General features: G+C 62.3%; 17 protein-coding genes and 2 pseudogenes. 7 read left to right on the plus strand and 12 right to left on the minus strand.

What is annotated here, in order from left to right:
* Positions 1 to 5: 5 nt before the first annotated feature.
* The 3 genes and pseudogenes from ACZIRK_RS07000 to ACZIRK_RS07010 all read left to right on the plus strand — a co-directional run bounded on the left by ACZIRK_RS07000 (position 6) and on the right by ACZIRK_RS07010 (position 1,280).
* Positions 6 to 197 (plus strand): GCG_CRPN prefix-to-repeats domain-containing protein, encoded by a 192-nt coding sequence (locus ACZIRK_RS07000; protein WP_433994492.1) that lies wholly within the window; start codon positions 6 to 8, stop codon positions 195 to 197.
* A gap of 273 nt (positions 198 to 470) precedes the next feature.
* Positions 471 to 635 (plus strand): annotated as a pseudogene (locus tag ACZIRK_RS07005) (ATPase inhibitor subunit zeta); the annotation flags it as partial.
* 123 nt (positions 636 to 758) lie between these two features.
* Entirely contained in the window at positions 759 to 1,280 is a 522-nt protein-coding gene (locus ACZIRK_RS07010) for a GNAT family N-acetyltransferase (protein ID WP_130225807.1), read from the plus strand.
* A gap of 427 nt (positions 1,281 to 1,707) precedes the next feature.
* Here the strand turns inward: ACZIRK_RS07010 and ACZIRK_RS07015 are convergent, their stop codons facing one another.
* Positions 1,708 to 2,193: a hypothetical protein gene (locus ACZIRK_RS07015; protein ID WP_207231019.1), complete on the minus strand. Its 486-nt coding sequence runs from the start codon at positions 2,191 to 2,193 to the stop codon at positions 1,708 to 1,710.
* A gap of 149 nt (positions 2,194 to 2,342) precedes the next feature.
* Positions 2,343 to 2,654: a hypothetical protein gene (locus ACZIRK_RS07020; protein ID WP_130225806.1), complete on the minus strand. Its 312-nt coding sequence runs from the start codon at positions 2,652 to 2,654 to the stop codon at positions 2,343 to 2,345.
* 77 nt (positions 2,655 to 2,731) lie between these two features.
* On the opposite strand from ACZIRK_RS07020, the gene ACZIRK_RS07025 reads away from it, so the two are divergent.
* On the plus strand, positions 2,732 to 3,580 hold the full coding sequence (locus tag ACZIRK_RS07025) for a hypothetical protein (protein ID WP_028162492.1): 849 nt from the start codon (positions 2,732 to 2,734) through the stop codon (positions 3,578 to 3,580).
* Between the two features lie 161 nt (positions 3,581 to 3,741).
* Positions 3,742 to 3,954, plus strand: coding sequence for a hypothetical protein (locus ACZIRK_RS07030; RefSeq protein WP_130225805.1), 213 nt, complete (start codon positions 3,742 to 3,744; stop codon positions 3,952 to 3,954).
* A gap of 71 nt (positions 3,955 to 4,025) precedes the next feature.
* On the opposite strand, the gene ACZIRK_RS07035 is transcribed toward ACZIRK_RS07030, so the two are convergent.
* Genes ACZIRK_RS07035 through ACZIRK_RS07050 form a run of 4 tightly spaced genes read right to left on the minus strand, consistent with a single transcriptional unit; the run spans position 4,026 to position 8,438 of the window.
* Complete coding sequence (locus ACZIRK_RS07035) at positions 4,026 to 5,135, minus strand: hypothetical protein (protein WP_130225804.1); 1,110 nt, start codon at positions 5,133 to 5,135, stop codon at positions 4,026 to 4,028.
* A complete protein-coding gene (locus tag ACZIRK_RS07040; protein WP_463327104.1) occupies positions 5,135 to 5,791 on the minus strand; it encodes a 5-bromo-4-chloroindolyl phosphate hydrolysis family protein in 657 nt (218 codons plus the stop codon). Before ACZIRK_RS07040 ends, ACZIRK_RS07035 begins: the two co-directional genes overlap by 1 nt.
* Positions 5,791 to 7,383: a vWA domain-containing protein gene (locus ACZIRK_RS07045; RefSeq protein ID WP_130225803.1), complete on the minus strand. Its 1,593-nt coding sequence runs from the start codon at positions 7,381 to 7,383 to the stop codon at positions 5,791 to 5,793. The genes ACZIRK_RS07040 and ACZIRK_RS07045 overlap by 1 nt, the downstream gene beginning before the upstream one ends.
* Entirely contained in the window at positions 7,380 to 8,438 is a 1,059-nt protein-coding gene (locus ACZIRK_RS07050; protein ID WP_130225802.1) for a toxic anion resistance protein, read from the minus strand. The genes ACZIRK_RS07045 and ACZIRK_RS07050 overlap by 4 nt, the downstream gene beginning before the upstream one ends.
* Positions 8,439 to 8,786: 348 nt before the next feature.
* Between ACZIRK_RS07050 and ACZIRK_RS07055 the strand changes: the two genes are divergently transcribed.
* Positions 8,787 to 9,398: an LOG family protein gene (locus ACZIRK_RS07055; protein WP_130225801.1), complete on the plus strand. Its 612-nt coding sequence runs from the start codon at positions 8,787 to 8,789 to the stop codon at positions 9,396 to 9,398.
* 84 nt (positions 9,399 to 9,482) lie between these two features.
* On the opposite strand, the gene ACZIRK_RS07060 is transcribed toward ACZIRK_RS07055, so the two are convergent.
* The 6 genes and pseudogenes from ACZIRK_RS07060 to ACZIRK_RS07085 all read right to left on the minus strand — a co-directional run bounded on the left by ACZIRK_RS07060 (position 9,483) and on the right by ACZIRK_RS07085 (position 13,777).
* Positions 9,483 to 9,977 carry a hypothetical protein gene (locus tag ACZIRK_RS07060; RefSeq protein ID WP_245474702.1) on the minus strand — a complete coding sequence of 165 codons (495 nt, stop codon included), beginning with the start codon at positions 9,975 to 9,977 and terminating at the stop codon, positions 9,483 to 9,485.
* 2 nt (positions 9,978 to 9,979) lie between these two features.
* Positions 9,980 to 10,197: pseudogene (locus ACZIRK_RS07065) on the minus strand (hypothetical protein).
* 11 nt (positions 10,198 to 10,208) lie between these two features.
* Positions 10,209 to 10,391, minus strand: a complete 183-nt coding sequence (locus ACZIRK_RS07070) for a hypothetical protein (protein WP_130225799.1) — start codon at positions 10,389 to 10,391, stop codon at positions 10,209 to 10,211.
* 94 nt (positions 10,392 to 10,485) lie between these two features.
* Entirely contained in the window at positions 10,486 to 10,974 is a 489-nt protein-coding gene (locus ACZIRK_RS07075; protein ID WP_463327105.1) for a DUF2267 domain-containing protein, read from the minus strand.
* A 150-nt stretch (positions 10,975 to 11,124) separates the two neighbouring features.
* The gene (locus ACZIRK_RS07080; protein ID WP_130225798.1) at positions 11,125 to 12,885 is read right to left on the minus strand and encodes a methyl-accepting chemotaxis protein; all 1,761 of its coding nucleotides are present in this window, start codon (positions 12,883 to 12,885) and stop codon (positions 11,125 to 11,127) included.
* 262 nt (positions 12,886 to 13,147) lie between these two features.
* Positions 13,148 to 13,777: an aspartate/glutamate racemase family protein gene (locus ACZIRK_RS07085; RefSeq protein ID WP_130225797.1), complete on the minus strand. Its 630-nt coding sequence runs from the start codon at positions 13,775 to 13,777 to the stop codon at positions 13,148 to 13,150.
* Positions 13,778 to 13,961: 184 nt separating this feature from the next.
* Between ACZIRK_RS07085 and ACZIRK_RS07090 the strand changes: the two genes are divergently transcribed.
* A complete protein-coding gene (locus ACZIRK_RS07090) occupies positions 13,962 to 14,936 on the plus strand; it encodes an ABC transporter substrate-binding protein (RefSeq protein WP_165435199.1) in 975 nt (324 codons plus the stop codon).
* Positions 14,937 to 15,049: the final 113 nt, after the last annotated feature.

Here is a 15,049-nt window from a genome sequence, read left to right on the forward strand (position 1 = left end):
TTGGCATGGCCAACGCCGCGGACGGCTGCGGTCCCGGTTGCCATGCGGCGCGCAACGGTGGGTGCGTCGTCGACGGCTGGGATAGAGGCGCGCGTGTGCGCAATGAGTGTCCGGTCGGGGCTCATCCCCGTCCTCCGTGCTATCGGTGGTTCGTTTGGAGCCGTCGCGACGGAGCCTGCATCATCAGCCCCAACTAGGGGGCGATCCAGATCGGGATGAGCGGCGTCCATCGCGGGAGCCGACCGGAGTGAGCCGCGTCTCGCGGCCCGCGTAGATTCACACGACTATCAAGTGCCCGTGACTAGAGCATTTTCGGTTCTGATAGAATCAGAACCGAAGCTCTAGATTCTAGTTTTGACGCGTTTTCTTCACGCGAACGGTATCCACCCTCGGATCAAGTCCAAGGGCATGCTTCGCTCGAAAACGCTCTAATGGCGACTTGATCTAGATCAAGCACCCTGGTCCCCCGAGTGGCAGGTTTGATTGCCGATGTCACGGCAATCACCTTCGACGAACGCGAAAAGGCGGTGGAAGCGAAATTCGCTCATGACGAGGAGCTGCGATTCAAAGCGATGGCCCGAGCCAACAAGTTGCTGGGCAACTGGGCAGCCGTACAGCTTGGATTGATCGGAGAGGACGCAACTTCCTGCTTTCGCTCGGCACTCTTGGCTGAAACGAGCGCCATGCTCCGGTGCGGGCCTCACACTCCGCCTGATCAGCGAGACCGGCCGTCGAATGATTGGAACAAGAGGCAGCAGATGCCGGAAGCCGCAACCCACACCGCGCACGAGCGTCTGAACGACGGCAGCCACATCGAAATCCGATCGCTTCGGCCGGACGATGAGGCCGACATGCTTGCTGCGGTCGGGCGGGCGAGCACGCAATCCCTGCAACGCCGTTTCTTTGCGGTGAAGCGCGGCTTCTCGGAGAAGGAGCGCGCCTTCTTCATGGACATCGATTTCAGAAATCATGTCGCGCTTGTCGCACTCATCGAGGAAGCCGGTCGGCGGGCGATCGTCGGAGGAGGTCGATACGTTGTATTCGAGCCCGGGCGAGCCGAGATGGCATTCGTGGTCGTCGATGCCTGGCAGGGACGCGGCATCGGTTCGATCCTGATGCGTCACCTCGTCGGCATCGCTCGCAATGCCGGGCTACAGGAATTGACCGCAGAGGTCTTGCCTGAAAATGCCGCGATGCTGAAAGTGTTCGGAAAGTTCGGCTTCAAGCCGGCCATGCGGCGAGACCCACAGACGATCCATCTGGCGCTGACGCTCAGCTAACAACGATGGTCGGAATCCCTGCTGCCATGCGCTTATCATGGCCCTGCTGCCTGGATCACAGGTAGAGCACGGCAACTGCGGTTATTGCCCCAGAAAATATTCCGAGCGAGATCACGGCCGCTTTGAATACCAAGTCATTCTCGGCAACCCACAACAAGCCAGACCTCAATCCGAGAACGCCCTTGCGCCAACGCAATCGGGCGATAGCGAAGATCACTATTGTTTTCGCCCGGTTCGGATTTGAGAACGACGGCATAGACCCGATACTCCACACCGCCATGATGTGGCTGCGGCTGGCAATTGACCAGTGCAGTTTGTGCCACCAAAGCTCGCGGCATAACAACGCTTGGTGGCTGAAGGCGCAGCCTCGTTTTTTTCCGACGCTGGTCGCATGTGATATCTCCGCCTCTCATAGGACGGCAATCGCTCAGCTCGCGGCGGCCCCCTTCGTCTTCGGCTCGAGCGACGCAAGCCCTTCAGTCGTCATCATCTCCTTGAATCGAGAGGCCTTGGCCATACGGGTTCGTCGGGCTATCCGGTACGTGGGGATTTCCAGCACCGAAGGATTGTTGACACTATCCGGAGAAAAACGACTCCCATAGCGGCCGTATGGATTTGAAATCGAATCCGGATCATACCGGTTGCTACTTAGGCGCCCACGATAGTTTCCCTGGCTGTCATACAGCTTGGGTGCATCCATCGCGTACGGATTGTTGGCGGAGCTGTTGCTGTGGACGCTGCCATATCGCCCGTACGGATTGTTGATGCTGTTTGGATTGTAGGGACTGCCAGCACCGAATGCGTTTCCCGTAGAATTCGAGGCATATGGGTTGGCGGAATAGTTGCCGAGATATTGCGCGGCGGCGCTAGATGTCATCACGACCAACAGAGCGCTGCTCAAGGCCATATTCATCTGCACTTCCTCTTCGTTCCAACATCACGGGCGCGCTCGCCGGACGTACAGCCCTCGCGCGACATGACCGCCCCTGCAGGGCGACCTTAGCGCAGGCTTCGCCATGGCACCCAGCTCACACATCCACCACGTGCGGTCAGAGGTTATCGCTACCTCAGCCCGAGAAGGGAACGGCGGTAGCCGCTCGCCTGGGCTTCGCTCCTGCACACAAAACTTCCGGTGAGACCCAGCCCGTAACGTTTCTGCCCTTTCAAATAATAGCGCTCGCGCCGAAAATCGAGCCAAACCACGGAATCACCCGGGCAATGGCGTTGCGCCTGGGCTTGATAGCGGAACGGCGTGAGCGGGACGGCCTTAGCCTGGTGTGCGGTGCACACGAAAAGTGAGAAGGAAACGACGAGTCCACTGCGTTTGACCCAGATCAACAGGCGCTCCCCCGGCGTTTCCACCGCCCGATCCATAGCATTTTCGGCACGCTGCCTAAAGACGGTTCGAACGGACTGTGCTAAATTTCAGTCTCGATCGAGCGAGCAGCAACATGCTCACGATACCACATCTCACCGCGCAGGCGCTCGGCGCCTTTCTGGCCTCCGAGACAAACGGACGGTTCGGCGCGTCTTACGGTTACCTCAACGAGCTCCTGCCATATGCGGCACGACTGGCGCTCGAATGCATCGGCAACAGCGACGCGCTCTATCACGATATCGAGCACTCGATGCTGGTCACCCTGGCCGGCCATGACATCCTGATGGGGCGCGCCTTGTCGCGGCCGACGACGGCCGAGGACTATTCAAATTTCATCCTGGCCTGCCTGATCCACGACATCGGTTATGTCCGTGGCGTCCTTCAAGGAGACGGGGACGACGTCTATGTCGCCGATGTCACCGGCACGACCATCCGGCTTCCGCGCGGCGCGTCCGATGCAGCGCTCGCACCCTATCACGTGGACCGGTCCAAACTGTTCGCGCTGGAGCGCTTCGATGGTGTTGAGCACGTCGACGCCAACCGGATGGCGCGCGCGATCGAATACACGCGATTTCCCTACGCACCGTCATCGTCCGACGACGATCTGAACAATGAAGAGGGCCTGCTGCTGCGCGCCGCGGACCTGATCGGCCAACTTGGCGACCCCAACTATCTGAGGAAGGCCAACGCTCTCTTCTATGAATTCGAAGAGACCGGGATGAACAAGCAGCTCGGCTACGATACCCCGGCCGATGTCGTGTACAAATATCCGCAGTTCTATTGGAACACCGTCGCGCCGCAGATATCGACCGCCATTCGATACCTGAACGTCACGTCAAGCGGCCGCCAATGGATCGCAAACCTTTACAGCAATGTGTTCAGGGCGGAACGAGAGATGAGGCTGTCCGGTCCGGAGCTGTGACGCTGATCAATTGCCAGGGCGCACGCGGCATGTGGCAGATGTAACCGAATTTTCGGACGCCTGAAATGCCCGCGTAACCCTGACCTCCCAAGTTCCGACACGCGGCACCGCTCGCGGTTACCGCGAGATGCATTCGTTAGCGGGGGCACAAGGAGGAATTCATGACAAACAAACTCGCACTGGCTGCATCAGTCGTCATCCTCATCGCATTCTCGGGCGCGGCGTTTGCAGGCAGCTCCAAAACGCACGCGCGCACGCATTGGTCCGCGGCAGCTTACGCTGCACAAGCCGCGTACTACCCTTACGCTTTCGAGCCGGCACCATACTGGCCCAACGTGCGCCAGTATCACGGCGGACCGAAGTCCAACTATTGAGATCGCGGACATAGCCAGCCGGCGGGCTGGTTATATGGCCTACCGATTAACGGTGATGTACCGCTTGCGCGCTACGCCGCCAACCGGTCGAGCAGAGCGAGCATGACCGGAGCGTCCGGCATCGGCAACACCGCGTCGATGCGCTCGATCAGGCGGGACTGCAGGAGTGCGTTGCGCGCCTTGCCGATGGTGCCGAGCGGGCCGCGGAATCCGTGATCCTCCCAGGCCATCTCGAGCAGGCTTTCGCTCATCAGCGCATCGATGAGGTCGTCGGCCTGGCGCTCGATGCTGATTAACGGATGCGCGGAGAACACCGTCGGCTGCGGATAGAGGATCACCGGCTTGGCCGGCGCATTGGCCTCCAGCCGCTTCCAGCGCTCGGCATCCTGCAGCACCCACTCCACCAATTGATTCTCGTAGCCGACGATCAGCGGCTGCGCGCCGGCGCCGCCGGCAACATAATCGTCGAACAATTTTCCCGAGGACGGCGGCTTGAAGCCCATACGGCGGAACACGGTGGCGACGTCGCCGTCGATGCGGCTCAGGGTGTCCGGCATCACCACGTCGCCCGAGAGCAGGCTCGCGGCGAGGCCCGCGAACATGAATCCCGAATTGGACTTGTTCGGATCGGTGCAGACGATGCGGGCGCGGCCGAACAGATCGGAGACGCCGATCGCGGCCCAGGTCTCGCCGGCGATGATCGCCTTGAGCAGCTTCGAAAGGTCGGCCTTGTAGCGCGGGCCGCCCATCGGCTCGGCGAAACCGCCCTTCACCAGGCCATCGGCAATGCGGTCCCATGAATAGAGCACGATTGGCGAATTGAAGATCACCTGGTCGCGCGAAATCTTCAGGCCCGAGCTGCGCGCCACCTCCACCAGCACGGAGGACGACGGCCACAGGAACTGCGGCTTCTGGTCGAGCAATGCACGCTCGCGCACCATCTCCACCGATCCGGCGCGGCGCCCGTCGAGCACCAGCCCAAAGCGGCGCTCGAGCACGCCGCGCACACGCGCATTGGCGAGGAAGCCTTCCTTCTCGCCACCGGCGAATCCGAACAGTTTCTTCGCTTCGCCGAAGCGGCCGGCGATCTCAGGATGTTCCCGAAGGTAGAGATAGCCGCCGGTCGCCGCGGCGCTTGCGGCAACGAGGCCGATCCCGAACGCACGACGCGACATGGCCATCAGGTTGTTCCCTTCCTCTCCCCGGACGGGATGCCGGTCCGCGCCGGTCCGATATCCTCGTCGAGCGAGCTTTTCAAAAGCTTGAGTTCGATGTCGAGCTTGTCGAGATCGGCATCCTGCAGATTGGCCGCGTAGCGTGTGAAGGCGCCATCGAGCCGGTCGATCAATTCACTCGTCGCGGCGAGGCGTGCGGTGTCGGGGACAATGCTGCGCTCGAGCGAAGCATAGGCCTCGGCGATCTCGGCCGCGCGCGGCAGGTAATAAGTGAGGAAGCGCCTGACACGGTCGATGCGCAGCGGGTCACGCTCGATCGCGGCAAAAATATCGCGGGCGATCTTCACGAGATGCCGGATGCGCTCGGCCACCACGCGGGTCCGGATCGCTGCCGCCGCGGTTTCCATGCGCTCCGTCAGCGGCTCTGCCTCCGTGAGGAGTTCGCGCGCGAATTCGATGCGGCCGCGCGCCGCGCCGCTGGCGTCGAGTTCGGCGAAGCGCCTGCTCGGCGCCATCACCGCGACAATGCCGCCGCCGGCCAGCGCGCTGACGAGGACAGCGATCCAGAATGGCATCCCAACGCCGATCGCAAGCGAAGGCAGCAAGACCGCGGCGGCCGCGCCACCGGCAATCCAGCCGAGCCCGGACGGCACGGCCGCCATCAATTATATCCTCGCACCGAGCGGAACGCGTCCGTCAGGCTCTTGGTGCCGTCGAACACCCTGCCGCCGGTCAGCTTCGCCAGATTGTCGAGCTGGCTGCGATCGACCTGGTCGCCGAACGTGACCCCGAACACTGGCACACGCCGGCCGTCCGCGCGCCACGCGGCCTCAAACGTCGACAAATAGCCTTGGCTCTTGCCATCGGTCATGATGACGATGGCCGGCAAATGCTCGCCGCTGGCAAGCAGCGGCTTCATGGCGACGAGCGCCCGCTCGCCACAGGTATAGAAGTCGGTGCCGCCGCCGGCATGCAGCTCCAGCGCCTGGGTGAGAAGCGTGGCCTGCTCGGCCTCTCCGCCTGTGGCGCGCGCCGTCCACAGCACATGATCGTTGAACGGCAGCAGCAGGATTTCGTCCGCCTTGGTCCATTGCACCAACAGCTCGCGGGTGCGGGCGGGCGTCAAAAGGAAACGCATCGCGTCGAGCAACTGGGTCTCGCCTGCTCCTTGCATGCTGCCGGAGACGTCGAGGCACAAAGCGGTGAGCGAGGGACGTCGGAGCGCCTCCTGATAGATCGACAGCGCCTTCTGGATGACCGCGGGCTCGGGTGGCCGGATGATTGTCAGCGCGCGCGCCGGATCCAGATTGGTCTTGGGATCGGCGCGAAGCGGCGCCGCGCGGCCGACCTCCACCCGCCGTCCGGTCTTCGCGATCCGCGCCTGAACCTCGCCCTTGAGCAGAAAGGCTTGCAGATCGGCAAAGAAGGTTTCGACGTCCTTGCCACGGCCGCGATCGACGAAGCCGAGCGGAGAATCGGCGACCGCGACGCCGTCTTCCGGATAGATCGCGTAAAGCGGCTCGTGGCCATCGGCGATCAATTTGTCATTGGTCTCCTTGATAACAGCCTCATAGTTCCAGATCGCCTGATAGTGCGCTCCATTCCGCTCGCCGTCGCGATAGAGATCGGCGAGCCAGCCGCTCGAACCCGCGCTGCGCTCAACCCCTTTGAGAAGGCCGCGCGCCGTCGCCAGCACCTCGGGCTTGTCGAGATCGCCGGCTTCGATCAGGTCGGGCTTGCCGATGCCGGCCGCGAGCATCGCGAGATAAGCAGCCGCGCCGGAGTTCGACTGCGTCGCCGAGGTCATCAGGAATTTCAATCGGCCGGCCTCGACAGCGGCGAGAATGTCCTTCGCAGTCACCTTGGCGCCGATCCAGTTCAACTCTTGTGCCTTCGAGCGGCGCACGCCGAGGATCACCGGCATCTGCACGATCGACTTGACCGACTTCACCCGCCGCTTGGTGTCGAACATGTCGATCCAGATCGAGGCCGCCGGCCACACCGCGTCGGCCGGCGGATCGTCGCCCTTGAGCGCCAGCGCGATGTCAAGCGAGCCCTGATAGCGCATCGTGCAGACAGCATTGCGCGACTTGCAGAATTCCTGCACCAGCGGCTCGAGCACGTCATTCTCCGAGCCTGACAGGATGGTGAATTGCGGCCCCGGCCCGCCGCTGCAGCCGGAGAGCAGCACGGCGATCAGCGGTGCCGCGACATGCAGCGCAAGCCAGCGCCGCGGGAACAACGCGAGGCTCATGCGGACGCCTTGGTGACCGCGGATTTCAAATCGTCGGTCAGTTGCGACATGCGCTCTTCGATCTCGGCGCGCTTGGTCCGACCCTGTTCCTGCACCGCGAGCACGCCCGAGATGGTGTCGATCAGGTCGCGATTGGTCTTTTCCAGCGTCGTGATGTCGACGATGCCGCGCTGTGACTGCTTCTCGATCTCGATCGCCTGGGTCTTCATCATCTCGGAAGCCTGGCGCATCATCTCGTTGGTGGCATCCGTGACGGTCTTCTGCAACTCGAGCGCGGATTTCTGCCGATTCAGCCCGAGCAGCAGGATCATCTTCTGCTTCCACACCGGGATTGTGAGTTCGGTCGTGGCCTGCAGGTTCTCGATCAGCGTCTCGTCGCCCGATTGCACGATGCGGATCTGCGGCAGTTGCTGGATGCCGATCTGGCGCGCCTGCTGCAGATAGAAGATGCGCTTCTCGAGCCGGTCGAGCGCCTGGAGTGCGTCCTGGTAGGTCTGCGCCGCGAGCAGGGCGTCGCTGCTTTGGCCTTGCGCGGTCGCGGCCCGCTCCATCTCGAGCAGCTTGCCGCGGCGAAAGTCCTCGGCGAAAGCCTTGCCGGCGCTAATATGCGCGTCGAGCTGCCCGAGTGCGGTCCTGGTCTGCTCATAGAGATCGTCGAGCAGCGCGATGTCGCGGCGCAAGACCTCCTTGTTGCGATCGAGCTCGACGCAAACGCGATCGATCTGCGAAGCGACATCGCTGAACTGCTCGGCAAAGCGCCGCAGCCGTGCCTCCGCCGACGAGAACAGGCGCGTCAAGAGGCCGCTGTCCTTAAGATCGGCGGGATCGAGCCCGCGCGCCTTGCCCAAAATGTCCGACAGGAGCTTGCCGGTCGTTCCGAGCTCGCGATTTTGCGTCTGGGACAGAATGCGGTCGGCGAATTCGACCACTGACCGCTGGGCGCGCTCGCCGAACGTGACGATGCGCGAACGATCTGAAATATCGATTTCGGACTTGATACGTGCAATCGCAGATGCATCAGCCGGCAACGCCGGGACATCGGTCGTTTCGCTCACTACCTCACTCCCTCTCTGCCACGGCCATGATAGCATGTCGGGCTGGTTCCGCAGCTAAGCGCAGGCGATACGACAGATTGATGACACTCCCGCAGGTTGATGACAGGCTTGTTGATGAAGTCCTTTCCGAAACGGCATAGGTTACCGAGGGTCGCAAAACCCGATCCGGCGCGAGCTCGGTGCATGAAGAGATTCTTGTTTGATTTCAAATATATGTGAGCAGATCATCCACACTACCGACCTGCCGTGCGTTCACGTTGTAGCGCGGCGCCGCGATTCCCCCGCCCCTCATGCTAACGTCGAACCGCCGACGAATCGTTTGCAGCACGAAAGGTCCGCACACATCCAATGCAAAACCAAAACGCCAAAGCGCTGAAATCCGTCTGTATCTTCTGCGGCTCCAGCCCGGGCCGTGATCCGATCTATCTGGAGACCGCGGTCGCCACCGGACAGGCGCTGGCAAAGGCCGGCATTACCATCGTCTATGGCGGCGGGAAGGTTGGGCTGATGGGAACGGTGGCAGACGCGGCGCTCGCGGCGGGCGGACGCGTGGTCGGCGTCATTCCGCGCGCGCTGGTCGAGCGCGAGATCGGACACACGGGCCTGAGCCAGCTTCACATCGTCGAGACCATGCACGAGCGCAAGACGATGATGGCCGAGCTATCCGACGGCTTCATCGCGCTGCCGGGCGGCGCCGGGACGCTCGAAGAACTTTTCGAGGAATGGACCTGGGCCCAGCTCGGGATTCACCAAAAGCCGTGCGGCCTGCTGAACGTGAAGGATTACTTCGCGCCGTTGATGGCGATGGTGGAGCGGATGGTGGCTGAAGGATTCACGATCAGAGCCTACGCCGAGATGCTCATCATCGAAACCAAGCTGGAGGCGCTGCTCAGCCGCTTTGCGGCCTACCAGCCGCCGCCACGAAAATGGCTGCGCACGGACGCGGCCGCCAAGCCATAAGAGACGGTCCGAAAAGAGCATGCTCAAACGGAGAGGTGAAACCGTGATCCGATTCCTTTCAATCGGATCACGATTTCAGTCGCTTCACCCGCCATGCTTCTGCGGCTTATGGCCGCTCTGACCGGAATCGTTGTGCTTGTTGTGGTGGCTTTCCTGGTTCAGCCCGCCGCGGCTCACCGGAAATTCCGACTGGCGCGCATCCTGTTTCGGACGTCTTACGGTCGCATCTTCCACATTCCGCGCGCCTCCTTGCTCGAGATTGCGCGCATCGGGAACATCGGGCTTGCGTTCCAGCATCCGCAACTGCTGCTCATGGGTCTTCTTGCCCTGCAGCACCGTCTTACGCGATTTTGGCGTCTGATCGCGCGACGGGCGGCCGCGCCGGCGATCCGGCGCCTCGATACCACCCTGCGGGTTGGTGTCGTTCTCGACGTCGCCCTCGAACGTGTTCTCGCCTTCGACATCCTCCAGATCGTCTGGTGTCGCCTGCGCCATTGTGACGCCCTTCGATCCCCCGATCAGCGGATTGCGATAGAGGTCGATGTCGCTCGGCCGTTTCGTTTTAGCGTGTTTCGTCATGATCACCCCTTCGATGCCGGATGCGTACCCCCGCCCTTGTGTTCCGGTTCGTGCGTGTGGTGGCTGTCGCGCTCGCCACCGCCGCCGGAAATCCGGCTGTGACGTCGCCTGGGATCGTCGGCGGCCGGCTTCTTGACCTCAAGCGGCGCCTGAACGTTTTCGTGCGCAGCACCGGGCCGCCCTGGCGAATGCTCGCCGGCGTCTTGGTTGAAGTGGACATGATGCGCTCCTTCAGCGATCCTGCTGATAGCCCTGATGGGTGGTGTTCTGCTTGGCGTTCGCCGACTGCCCCTGCTCGTCGGGATTTTCCACGTGCCCGCGCGTCGTGCGCGCCTGATGGGCATTGCCGGACTTCGGATCACCCGTACCCTTGCGACTCTGGTTCTCCGGCGGCACCGGTGGTGGCTTGGTCATGATGGACTCCTGTTCCATCCAAAGTGACGTAGGATAACGCACGCGAAATGCATGGGTTCACTTCACTGTCATCGAAAACCCGACGACGTAACGATCAGGAAACCGGCTCCGCGCGCCGCGGCGTCCTCTTTGATTCCGGCCACATCGCGCGGACTTCCTCCGGCAATGCGTGGCGGATCTTCTCGACCTGACCAGGATCGACATAGTGGTTTAGCACCTGGAACACAGCATGGTGGTTTAGCACCTGGAACACAGCATGCGCCGCGTCAGGCGCGCTGACCGGCCGTGTCGAGCTTAGCTCGGCCGTGATGATCGACAGGAACTGTTCCGCTGACCGCCAGTTTTGCGGAGCATCGCTCGGGCGGAATCGATCATAATACGTGCCGCGCACGATCAGCGGAAGCTGTGCGCCGAGATGCGCCGCGAGTTCGATCGGAACCCGATCGCGTATGGTCCGCAACACCGCGCCCAGCGCATGCCACGCCAGCTGCCGGTCGCGTGGCAAGGTTTCCATGATCTCATCCAGCCATGAATTGGTGAGGTGGATGGTTCTGTCGAATACCTCGAGACCTGTCGCACTCATGGGGATCACCCTTCGTTTGCAAGACGCAGGGCTAACGATGCGCGGACGCATAGGTTCGCGAATATTGCAGTCGACGAGCGGGCGCCGGTTTTTGTCGCTGGGCGGCCGGGCAGGCATCTACAATGGTGGCAGCGCCGCCACCGGCACCATTCAGGCCGCCCGCACGGTCTGCAGGAACCGGCTGACTTCCGTCTGGAGCCGGCTGCTGTCGCGGGACAGCGATTGCGCGGACGAGAGCACCTGCGAGGACGCCGAGCCTGTCGCGGTGGCGCCGCGCTGGACATCGGTAATCCGCGAAGAAACTTCCTCAGTGCCTTGCGCGGCCTGTTGCACGTTGCGCGCGATCTCCTGCGTCGCCGCGCCCTGCTCTTCGACCGCAGCGGCGACCGTCGAGGCGATCTCCGCCAGCGATTCGATCGTGTTGCTGATCTGGCCGATGGCGCCGACCGATTGATCGGTCGCGGTCTGGATCGCGGCGATCTGCTGACCGATTTCGCCGGTCGCCTTCGCCGTCTGCTCGGCCAGCGCCTTCACCTCGGACGCGACGACCGCAAACCCGCGGCCTGCGTCGCCGGCGCGCGCAGCCTCGATAGTGGCGTTGAGCGCCAACAGGTTGGTCTGGCCTGCAATGGTGTTGATGAGCTCGACCACATCGCCGATGCGGCTTGCGGCCTTGGACAGTTCGCTCACACGCTCGGTGGTGGCGCGCGCCTGGCCGACCGCGTCCGCCGCGATTCGCGCCGAGTCCTGGACCTGGCGGCTGATCTCGTTCACGGAAGACGACAGTTGTTCCGTGGCAGTCGCCACCGATTGCACGTTGGCCGACGCTTCTTCGGAAGCCGATGCCACAGCGACCGTTATTTCCTGGGCGCGCTCGGCCGTCGAGGTGAGCGCCTTTGCCGATTGCTCCAGCTCCGTCGACGCCGACGAGACCGTGCTGACGATCTCGCCCACCGCTCCCTCGAAAGCGTCCGCAAGCTTGATCATCTCGGCCCGGCGCTGCCCGGCGAGGAGGTCATCCTGCCGGCGCTTGGATTCGGACTCGAGCATCGCCTTCTCTTCCGCCTTGACCTTGAAGGTCTCGACGGCCTGCGCGACCGCGCCGATTTCGTCCTTGCGCCCGATGCCAGGCAACTGGACATCAAAATTGCCATTGGCGAGTTCCTGCATGGCCCGGCTCAGGCTGCGCATCGGTCCCGCGATCGAAAGCGCCGACAGCACCGAGGTCACGATCAGCAGCAGAGCCGCAACGCCGCCGATTGCGAGCGACATCCTGTCGGCCGAGGCGGCCTGCTGCGCCGCCTTTTCGATCTCGCCGGCCATGACCTGCTTGGCGCGGTCCACGATCGTATTGGCGTTCGACTCGAGCTCCGCTGAAAGCGGCAGCATAACATCGTTGGCAATCTGACGTGAATCCGTCGTCAACTGGGCGGCGCGCGCCTGAGCCTCACTCGAGATCGTGAGCCCGGAAGCTTCGACAGAGGCAATTTCCAGAAGCTCGGTTTTCATCTTCGCGAGTTTCTCGGCGGCGGACTCATAGGCAGTCGCCGTGCTCTTCAGCTTCTCCAACCGCGAGCGCGTATCGGCGGTCGACAGACGGGAGATCTCATCGATGAACCCGAGGAATCCTTTGTAGCGTGCCGCCAGATACTCGGTGGCCTTCTGCAACTCTTCATCGATGGTTGCAACGCGGATGTTAGCCGCGCCGACCTGCAGGCCGCGCGCTGCCGCCTTGGCGTCGATTGCCGCGCGCGCGATGTTGGACTGCAGGAGCACGCTCTCGTTGGTGCGGCTGACTGAGGCATTCGTTGTCAATTGATTGATGATCATCAGCGCGACGAAGATCACGCCGAGCGCGGATGCGATGCCAAGCTTGGCTCCGATCCGCAAGTTTTGAATACCTTTGATCATGCCCACCCCGTTGCAGTCTGGCCTTTGGCCCAACCTCGTCAGCCGGGGCGAACTTATTGCTGCGGCTGTTTAAGTAACGTTAAACGACGGCAGCGAAAGCGATGAAACAACCCGAGAGCGAGTGATGATTGCTTGCAGAAAAAGCATGCTTCATATGCCGAGGCGCGAACGCTCAGTCCGCACAACTCCCTGATGTATCTCTTCGTCCGGAAGACGGTTGGTCAGGAAAATTCGGTAGCGCACTCATCCGCAAAGGATACCGTCAGCAGAGCATCTCCTTCAACTTCAACACGGCGCTATCCGGCGTCGTGAGCACCGGTCGTCCGGACGCTTGCTCAACCGCCGATGCCGCCGGCGCCATGCTGTATTGCGCGAGCGCGATGACGTCGCAGTTGCGCAAGTCTTTCGACGTTTCGATCACAAGCCGATCATGCTCGGCGCGGTCGCCGCGATCGAGCGCCGCCAATGCACCTTCCGCGAGTTTCAGCACGAGCTCGACGGAGTCGGGAAACTCACGAGGCATGGAAGCCAAAGTCGGCGGAAATGTCGAGAGCAGGCCGACCTTCCGGCCGCTTCGCGCAGCCTGCTCGATCATCGCCTCATTGGGCTTCAAGACCGGCATCGGCGCATGCGCCCGCGCCACCGCCTCGATGCAGGGTCCGAAGGCGGAGCAGGTGAACAGGATCGCATCGGCGCCCGTGCTCACGACATAGCGGCCGAACGCGAGGAAACGCTCGGTCATGGCGTCGGTGAGCCGGCCGTCGCGCGCGAGATCGGCCGACAGGCTGTCGTCGAGCAGGTTCATCAGCCGCGCCTCCGGCCACAGCCTGGCGAACGATGATTCAATCGGCTGAATCGAATGCTTCAGGGCGTGAATAAGGGCGATGCGCATTGTCGTTGTTCTACTCTCGATCAGTTGCCGATGCCGGTCAGCGCTCTGTCGACGGCGCGGCCGAGCCGGTCGACGTTCACATTGCTGTCGTCAGGCGTCCAAGCCGAGCTTAAGCGGAGATCGCCATGATAGTCTATCGCGGCACGCTTCTTGCTACTCCCGGGACTTCCCAGGGGAAATTTCCATGCAGTTGATGACCAGAGTGACCGCGATCCTTGCCCTGCTCGCAGCCATTGCGGCGCTGCCCGCCCCCTCGCAGGCGCAGGACAAGGTCGCCGTCGGCGTATTCCCGCTGTCGTCGTCGCTGCCTTATTTCGTCGCGCTGGAACGCGGGTTCTTCAAGGAACGGAACATCGAGCCCGAGATGACGAAGCTTTTGGGTGGGCCCGCCAACGTCGCGGCGCTGATGACCAACCAGATCGAGGTCTCGGCGGTTCTGGTCACGCTCGAAGGCCTCAACGCCAACGTCAAGAAGCCGGGAGTCGCCACCTATATCAGCCTCAACAGCCAGACCAAGGTCTGGAAGATGGAACAGTTCGTCGTCCGCAATGGCTTTGCGGCGAAAACGATCGCCGATCTCAAGGGCGCCAAACTGATGTCGGCGCCGGGACCGGCCAACATCAACACCGCAAAGGCGATCCTCGCCAAGAACGGCCTGAAGGCAGGCGACTACACGATCGACCAGCTCGACATGGGCCAGCACGTCAACGCCATGACGGCCGGCACCTTCGACGGCGGCTACACGCTCGAGCCGAATGCATCGATGATGATCAAGGCAGGCGTCGCGCACCCGATCGAGGCCGGGGTGATCTCGAAATACATCCTCGGCAATGAGAATGCCAACGCGTACGCCGCCGGCTGCGCGATGACAGCCGATTTCATCCAGAAGCGACCGGATGTGGCAAAACGCTTCGCGGCCGCCTGGGCCAAGGCGATTGCCTTCATCAACGCCAATCCGGATGAAGCGCGGAAACACCTCGCCAAGAACACGTTCACGCCGGATAACGTGGTCGATATGGTGCCGATGCTTGGCTATGTGATGGTCGGCGATATGACAAAGGAGCAGCTTGCCGATCTGCAGGCATTGTCGGATTTCGGCAACTCGATCGGCGTCGTGCCCGAAAAGATCGACGTCACCAAGTTCCTGCGCAGGTTCTGAGGCGCGCATGACGATCCAAGGCTATCGCATTTGGCTATTTGGCGGCTATGGACGAGGCGGGCCTCATGGTTCGAGACGCGCCGCAAGCGGCGCTCCTCACCATGAGGGTCTAG

The sequence above is a fragment of the Bradyrhizobium sp. Leo114 genome (assembly GCF_055229415.2).

Coding starts and splice junctions, on each gene's coding strand:
- ACZIRK_RS07035 (WP_130225804.1), bottom strand. CDS start 5,135: ATGGCCATGTCGCGTCGTGCGTTCGGGATCGGCCTCGTTGCCGCAAGC.
- ACZIRK_RS07070 (WP_130225799.1), bottom strand. CDS start 10,391: ATGACCAAGCCACCACCGGTGCCGCCGGAGAACCAGAGTCGCAAGGGT.
- ACZIRK_RS07025 (WP_028162492.1), top strand. CDS start 2,732: ATGCTCACGATACCACATCTCACCGCGCAGGCGCTCGGCGCCTTTCTG.
- ACZIRK_RS07090 (WP_165435199.1), top strand. CDS start 13,962: ATGCAGTTGATGACCAGAGTGACCGCGATCCTTGCCCTGCTCGCAGCC.
- ACZIRK_RS07060 (WP_245474702.1), bottom strand. CDS start 9,977: ATGACGAAACACGCTAAAACGAAACGGCCGAGCGACATCGACCTCTAT.
- ACZIRK_RS07010 (WP_130225807.1), top strand. CDS start 759: ATGCCGGAAGCCGCAACCCACACCGCGCACGAGCGTCTGAACGACGGC.
- ACZIRK_RS07045 (WP_130225803.1), bottom strand. CDS start 7,383: ATGAGCCTCGCGTTGTTCCCGCGGCGCTGGCTTGCGCTGCATGTCGCG.
- ACZIRK_RS07075 (WP_463327105.1), bottom strand. CDS start 10,974: ATGAGTGCGACAGGTCTCGAGGTATTCGACAGAACCATCCACCTCACC.
- ACZIRK_RS07000 (WP_433994492.1), top strand. CDS start 6: ATGGCCAACGCCGCGGACGGCTGCGGTCCCGGTTGCCATGCGGCGCGC.
- ACZIRK_RS07080 (WP_130225798.1), bottom strand. CDS start 12,885: ATGATCAAAGGTATTCAAAACTTGCGGATCGGAGCCAAGCTTGGCATC.
- ACZIRK_RS07015 (WP_207231019.1), bottom strand. CDS start 2,193: ATGAATATGGCCTTGAGCAGCGCTCTGTTGGTCGTGATGACATCTAGC.
- ACZIRK_RS07020 (WP_130225806.1), bottom strand. CDS start 2,654: ATGGATCGGGCGGTGGAAACGCCGGGGGAGCGCCTGTTGATCTGGGTC.
- ACZIRK_RS07085 (WP_130225797.1), bottom strand. CDS start 13,777: ATGCGCATCGCCCTTATTCACGCCCTGAAGCATTCGATTCAGCCGATT.
- ACZIRK_RS07055 (WP_130225801.1), top strand. CDS start 8,787: ATGCAAAACCAAAACGCCAAAGCGCTGAAATCCGTCTGTATCTTCTGC.
- ACZIRK_RS07030 (WP_130225805.1), top strand. CDS start 3,742: ATGACAAACAAACTCGCACTGGCTGCATCAGTCGTCATCCTCATCGCA.
- ACZIRK_RS07040 (WP_463327104.1), bottom strand. CDS start 5,791: ATGGCGGCCGTGCCGTCCGGGCTCGGCTGGATTGCCGGTGGCGCGGCC.